5 protein-coding genes are annotated in these 6,543 nt (G+C 70.2%); 4 read left to right on the forward strand and 1 reads right to left on the reverse strand.

Annotated features, from left to right (window positions below; genetic code table 11):
* The 3 genes from IEY37_RS22415 to IEY37_RS21550 all read left to right on the forward strand — a co-directional run bounded on the left by IEY37_RS22415 (position 1) and on the right by IEY37_RS21550 (position 4,551).
* Positions 1–915 (forward strand): TetR/AcrR family transcriptional regulator, encoded by a 915-nt coding sequence (locus tag IEY37_RS22415; protein WP_229674760.1) that lies wholly within the window; start codon positions 1–3, stop codon positions 913–915.
* A gap of 616 nt (positions 916–1,531) precedes the next feature.
* The gene (locus IEY37_RS21545) at positions 1,532–3,184 is read left to right on the forward strand and encodes a sensor domain-containing protein (protein ID WP_188944999.1); all 1,653 of its coding nucleotides are present in this window, start codon (positions 1,532–1,534) and stop codon (positions 3,182–3,184) included.
* A gap of 770 nt (positions 3,185–3,954) precedes the next feature.
* The gene (locus IEY37_RS21550) at positions 3,955–4,551 is read left to right on the forward strand and encodes a hypothetical protein (protein WP_188945000.1); all 597 of its coding nucleotides are present in this window, start codon (positions 3,955–3,957) and stop codon (positions 4,549–4,551) included.
* A gap of 265 nt (positions 4,552–4,816) precedes the next feature.
* Here the strand turns inward: IEY37_RS21550 and IEY37_RS22925 are convergent, their stop codons facing one another.
* Entirely contained in the window at positions 4,817–5,227 is a 411-nt protein-coding gene (locus IEY37_RS22925) for a class I SAM-dependent methyltransferase (RefSeq protein ID WP_373298412.1), read from the reverse strand.
* Here IEY37_RS22925 and IEY37_RS21560 point away from each other — a divergent pair.
* Positions 5,226–6,482, forward strand: a complete 1,257-nt coding sequence (locus tag IEY37_RS21560) for an MFS transporter (protein WP_188945002.1) — start codon at positions 5,226–5,228, stop codon at positions 6,480–6,482. The genes IEY37_RS22925 and IEY37_RS21560 overlap by 2 nt on opposite strands.
* Positions 6,483–6,543 lie beyond the last annotated feature (61 nt).

Raw genomic sequence — 6,543 nt, forward strand, 5'->3', positions numbered from 1 at the left:
ATGACGCCGGTCGACCGCGCGCTCGCCGAACGGGTCCACATCACCGTCACCGCGAACGCTCCGGACCTGACTCCGAGGACCTGGTACGGCATGCCCGCGTACGCCAACGTCGACGGCAAGGTGGCTGTCGAGCACGGCTTGCAGGCCGTCTGCCTGCTTCGCGCCTTTCTTGCCTTCCGCACGGAGTTCGGCGGCTCGCGTCTTCATGGCGGCGCGCTCCTCGGCGCTGAAACCGTCGTTGGTCATCGTTGCTCCTCGGGTAGCGGCACAAATGATAGTGCTACTCTCATTTGCGTGGACGGGCGTGTCAAGGCGCCGCAAGCGCGCACCCGGCGTACCAGGGCGGCAGTGGTCGACGCGGCCCGTGATCTGTTCCTCGAGCGCGGGTATGCCGCAACGACCGTCGCGGCGATCAGCGAGCGGTCCGACACGCCTCAGGCGACGGTGTACCGGCTCTTCGACTCCAAGCTCGGCATTCTCAGGGCGCTGCTCGATGTCGTGGTGGCCGGTGACGACCGGCCGGTTGCGATGGTCGACCGGCCACAGGTCCGCGCGTTGTTCGCTGCCGACGACCCGCGAGATCAGTTGGCCGCATTTGCTGCTCTCGTCGTCGGCGTCCTGCACCGTGCCGGTCCGGTGCACCGCATCGTGGCCGACGCAGCCAAGTCCGATCCCGAGGCTGCGACGCTGCTAGTCGACATCGCTCGCCAACGGCACGACGGACAACGGCGTCTCGCCCGCTCGTTGAAGCTTGCCGGTGCGCTCCGGCCGGGGCTGCGGGAACGCGACGCTGCCGACCTCATCCACGCACTCGCCTCGCCGGAGGTGTACGGGTTGTTGGTCCTGGACCGCGGCTGGGATCCCGCGCGTCACCGCGATTGGCTGGCTTCGGTCCTGGCCGACCAACTGCTGTGACCTGATCGTCTCGGCGAGACAACTGCACGGTGCCGGGACGATGACCGATGGAGGTTCATGCGACCGGTCCCTGCGTTCGGCGCTGGCGCGAACGGCGGCGACGGGATGTTCGATCGGCAGCGGCAGCGTCCAGGTCGGTGCGGCGGCATGCGTGTCCGAGCCTGGGTCGACATGTGCGGCTCTGTCGCGGTGGGACGGCGGGGAGGACGTCGACGGTGGCGTCGGCGTTAGTCGACACCGACCACGGTGAACAGGCATCCATCCTCTGGTCGAGGAGTAGCCGCGTCCGCCGCGTGGCCGGGTCGCCGCTGCGTGGGGGTCGCGTGCGGGGCACAGCATGCCGGCGGCTTCCGGTTGCGCGCGTGGTCTCATCCCGGACGACAACCGCTCTTGCCACCGGTGGGAAAGATCAGCATCATGGCAGTGCCTTGATGCTTGAACGGTGATCCTCGCGGGCCGATGTGCCCCGATGGTGGCTGCTGGTAGGGCGGCGGTCTCCTACGGGACAGGACGTCTAACCGCGAGGCTGCCTGGATCGTCGAGGCGCGAGCCGGCACTGTCGCCTACAGCTTCGATGCGGAACAGGACGTGTGGTGTGCGGCCGCAAGCACTTGAGGTGTTGCTCGGCGATCTGGAAGCTGCGGCGGACGCCGGATGGTGGACGTGGCACCCCGAGCAGGGATTGACGACGTCGGCTGCCTTGAGCGCGGTGCTCGGTGTCGGTGACCCGGCGTCCGCGACGGGGTCGCTCGCCGCGCACCTCGAGATGGTGCATCCCGCCGACCGAGACATGGTGGAGCGCGCGCTGACGGACGGCTTGCGGAGTCCGGACGGCTTCTCCGTGCAGTACCGGATCATGGCGCCTGACGGGGCTGTCCGGCTGGTCCGCAGTCGTGGTCGTGGTGAGACGGACGCCGCCGAGGTCCTGGTCGCGGCGGTGGGCGTCGTGCAGGACATCACCGGTTCCGTCGCGATCACCGCGGAACTGGCTCGGGCCAGGGAGTTGTTCGGCGCGGAACTCGACGTGACAGCCGATCGGTGCATCATCGGGTTGGATGCTCGAGGGGTCGTCACTCTCTTCGATTCCGGTGCCGAGCAGATGCTGGGGTACACGGCATCCGAGATTCTCGGGGCCCCCATTCCGCCGTATCTGCACGACGGGGGCGAGATGGCGATGCGCGCTGCCGAGTTGGCCGTCCGGTCAGAGTTCGAGGCGCTGGTGGGTCGGGCGGCGCGTGGTGAGCCCGAGATCCGTCGATGGAGTTTGTTCACGAAGACGGGTCGACGGATACAGGTGTTGATCTCGGTGTCTGCGCTCCGCGGGCCCGACGGGTCGGTGGTGGGGTATCTCGAGGCCGGAACGGACGTCACCGCCCGCTCGGCCGGGGAGCGGGCGCGGCACGCCAGTGGAGCATTGTTCGAGGAGATCTTCGATCGCATCCCGAGCGGCATCATGCTGGTCGACGTCGGACTGGTCGACAGGCCGAGAATCTTGCGGGCCAACCCTGCGCTGAGCCGGATCACCGGTTACGCCCTGGGGCGGCTGCTGACGATGTCCCTGAACGATCTGGCGGCAGCAGACGGCGGAGACGACCGCGTCACAGCGTTGGCGCAGCTCGCCGGCGGTGAGTCGCTGATCGACGTGGCACAGGACCATTGGTTGCATGCTGACGGACGGGACATCTGGGTCCAGCTGAACAGCACACCGATCGGCAGCATCGACACTCGACTGCTGGTCGTACTCGTCGAAGATGTCACCGATCGATTGGCCGCCGACCGGGAGCTGCAGCAGCTGGCTCTGCACGACCCGCTCACGGGTTTGGCCAATCGCGTCCTGATGGTCGACCGGCTCGAGCATGCACTCGCCGCGACTCGACGCGACAACACCCAGGTGGCCGTGTTGTACGTCGACCTGGACGGATTCAAGGCCGTCAACGACGGTTCGGGTCACGCCGCGGGGGACCAGATGCTGCAACTCGTCGGGCAGCGCCTGCGATCCCACCTGCGACCAGCCGACACCGTCGCCCGCGTCGGGGGTGACGAGTTCGTACTGATCTGTCCTCACATCGGCGGCCATACCCACGCTCGGGCGTTGGCCGATCGATTGTCGGCGCTCCTGGCGCAGCCCTACCCGATCGGCGACCGTCTTGCGCACGTGACTGCCAGCATCGGCGTCGCCGTATCCACCGCCGGCGAAGGGGTGGAAGATGTACTGCGCGCCGCCGACTTGGACATGTACGCGCACAAGCGTCGCCGACGGGGTCAGTAGCTGCCTGCGCCCGACTTCTCGGGTCGAGGGGAGGCCGCGCGGGACCCGAGGCTGTGCCTGCGGCCCCGGTGGACGATGTCCTGCGGGGCGACCGCTTTCGCGCCTCGCAGGGAGGCATCGATCGAGTCGATCGAAGGGACGAGCGTCGTCCGTCGAGCGGCGCCGCTCGGAGGACGGCGACCGGGTGGCGCCGCGGACGTCAGTGACCCCGGCGTGCCACCACTGCGCGGCTGCAGTCCTCGACGCCAACCCGTGGCCGCTTCGCCGGTCGCACCGACCGACTGATCAGGTCGATCGCGGGTCCTGGGCAGAGGTGGTTTCGCGATCGTCAGCGTCGGCAGGGCCAAGGTCACTCCCGCTCCCAGGACGACCAGCCAGGCGGCGTAGGTCGGGGTACCCGTGGTGGATCGCGCCCGCAGCGCCCATCAGCCCTGCGGCGGTGACGACGAAGGCCGCGGCCAGAACGGCGCGATCGCCCAGCCGCGCGACGAGGCGGGGCATCGCACGGGCGGCGACCAGCAAAGGCACCGTCATCGGCCCGATGCGTCTCGCGAGGTGATGTGGTGCACATCGAGAGCACGGGGAGGTGATGATCACGCGAATCGCCCATTGACCAAGGTCTGACAGCCCGTCAGAGTGCCCGGGGGCCGCGGCCGGTCGATCCCGACCGGTCACAACATCGACCACTGCACACGTGTCCGCTCGTCGGGCACTCGACTCCGGGAGAACTCGAGACGTTCCAGCGCGTCACGACGGTCGTCGCCGACGCCTTGCTGATCGCTCCGGGCGGTGCGACCGACGCCGCCGCCGCGTGTCCGCCGAAGCCGCACATCACCAGCACCGTCACCGTCCAGCTCGCCGTGGCCTTCCCGTACCGGCCGGTGGCCGACCTGAGCACAGACACCGAGGACAGCGGTGCCGACTGCTCGTTCACCGACCGGGAGATCCTCCTCGGCGCGCAACTGGACGATGTGCAGGGATGTGGCGGCGTCGAGATCCACGTCTCGTTCACCGGCTGGAAGATCCCGCCGGGCGCCCTGTACAACGGCAGCGCCCACGCGCGAGTGACGACCCACTACGGCTGTGTGCGCACCAGCGACGGCGAGGTGCGGGACACGGTGACCGACTCCCACATCCAACTGCTGTCTGCCGGCGCCGCGGATCCCGTCATCGGCGACGACGGCAGCGGGGTCTTCCAGTTCTACGACGTCTGGGCCGCACCGATCCTCAAGGTGTCCTGCCGCACAGGCGAGCAGCCGGCGGAACTGTCGATCACGGTGCACCAGATGCGGGTCGACGTCGGTGCGGATTTCGAGAAGCCGGTGCTGAGCTTCCCGGTGACGGGGAGCTGGACCCTGCACCGCTGACGTCGGTGTCCGGCGAGGCGTGTCGACGCCGGAGAAGCCGCCGCGGGTGCTCGCCCCGGCTCCCGGTCAGCCGGGTCGCCGCCACCGCAGTCCGTAGCGCACAGCGGCAACCGTCGGATCCGCGCGGCAGAACTGTGACGACCTTCGCTCGCACCTGCGCCGCGATCAGCACGGGATCCAGCATCGGCAGGACACGCAGGGTGGTGAACGGACGTCGACGTCGGCCGGCACCCGCAGCTGCTGGCCCGCACCGCCCCGGACGCGGTCAAGGTGGCCAGCCGGCACGCTGCCGAGCCAGGGCGACCATGTGCGGCGACCGGTCGATCGCGTCCACGTGCCCGGTGTGGGTCGCGAGACAGGCGGCGAACGACCCGGCGCCGCACCCGACCTCAAGGACCTCTTCGGCCCCGGCGGGCAGCGCACGCAGCAGGCGACCGTGATACCAGGCGTTGTGGTCCCAGCGCAGGTCGATCGGCGCCGGACCACCCTGCCAGCACCTCGGGTGGACACCATGCGGCCCACGCGACCGCTTCGCGGGCCGACGTCGACCGCGGCCCGTCCTCGACCGGACGTGCACAGCACCGGCGACGCGCGACCAGCAGCCCTCGGGCACCACCGTCCCGTGCGGGTGCATGCCGGCCCGTCTCGATCCTGCGGCGTGGCAGGGTGCTGGCATGACGCGGGCCGGGGTGGACGACGCGTCGCGGTTGCCGCGTCCGTTCCGGCGGCTGTGGCTCGGGGAGAGCGTGTCGTCGTTCGGTACCTACGTGACCCTGCTCGGGCTGCAGGTGGTCGTGCTCCGGACCCTCGGCGGCGACGCGCAGGACGTGGCATGGCTCAGCGCGGTCCGCTGGGCGCCCTACCTCCTCCTGGGGCTGTTCGCCGGGGTCGTCGTCGACCGGTTCCGACGGCTGCCGGTCATGGTCGCCACGGACGGCGCCTGCGCAGCCCTGCTCGCGCTGATCCCGGTGCTGTGGTGGCTCGGCGGGCTGCACGTGCCGGCGCTGCTGGCGGTGGTCGCCGCCTACAGCGCGGTCGCGCTGTTCAACGACGCCGCGTCGATGAGCTTCCTGCCCCGACTGGTGCCGCGCGGCGACCTGCAGCGGGCTCACGCCCGGCTGGACGGCTCGGACGCGGTGGCGCAGGCGTCCGGTCCGGTGCTGGCCGGGCTGTTGATCAAGGTGGTCGGCGCACCGGTGGCGATCCTGGTGGACGCCGCGAGCTACCTGTTCTCGGCACTGATGATGGCGTCGGTGCGCGTCGCCGAGCCGTCCCCGGCGGCCGTGCCGAGAACGCCGATAGGGACCCAGATCCGCGACGGAGTCCGGTGGATCTACCGCGGGACGTCGTTGCGCCGGCTCGCTGTCGGCACACACCTGTGGTTCGCCGGGAACGCGGTGCTCGGGGTGGCGGTCCCGGTGCTGGCCCTGCAGACGCTGCAGCTGACGGTCATCCAGTTCGGGTTCGCGTCAGCGGCCGCGGGAGTGGGCGCCCTGGTGGGCGCCACCCTCAGCACCCGGGCGGGCCGGCGGTGGGGGACCGGCGGCGCCGTGATCGCCGCGCACACGGTGACCACCCTCGGCGTGCTCGTGATGGCCGGCGCGGCGCAGGGCAGCGGGTGGGCCGCCACCGCGGTGCTCGGATCCGGCCAGCTGCTCCACGGAGTCGCCATGGGCAGCAGCAACTCCCACGAGATGAGCTACCGCCAGGCAGAAACGCCCGACGGGCTGCAGGCGCGGACCAACATCACGATGCGGGCCGCGAACCGAGCGGTGGTCGTCCTCGTCGCGCCGGTCGCCGGGCTGCTCGTCGCCCACGCCGGACCCGTGGTCGCGATCCTGGTGGCGGCCGCGGTGTTCGCCGTGGTGGTCGTCGTCCTCGCCGCGTCACCGTTCCGGCGGGCCCGCATCGGTCCGTCCGAGGAGCCCTAGGTGTACTGCCCAGGGAGGTTGGTTGAGGTTGTGTAGCGACACGGTGTGATCTGCGGGGTTG

Origin of the sequence: Nakamurella endophytica, assembly GCF_014646215.1 — a bacterium.
GTDB lineage: Bacteria > Actinomycetota > Actinomycetes > Mycobacteriales > Nakamurellaceae > Nakamurella > Nakamurella endophytica.

Bases quoted from the DNA above. Each gene is read 5' to 3' on its own strand.
- IEY37_RS22925 (WP_373298412.1), bottom strand. From the start codon at position 5,227: ATGCCAGCACCCTGCCACGCCGCAGGATCGAGACGGGCCGGCATGCAC.
- IEY37_RS21560 (WP_188945002.1), top strand. From the start codon at position 5,226: ATGACGCGGGCCGGGGTGGACGACGCGTCGCGGTTGCCGCGTCCGTTC.
- IEY37_RS22415 (WP_229674760.1), top strand. From the start codon at position 1: ATGACGCCGGTCGACCGCGCGCTCGCCGAACGGGTCCACATCACCGTC.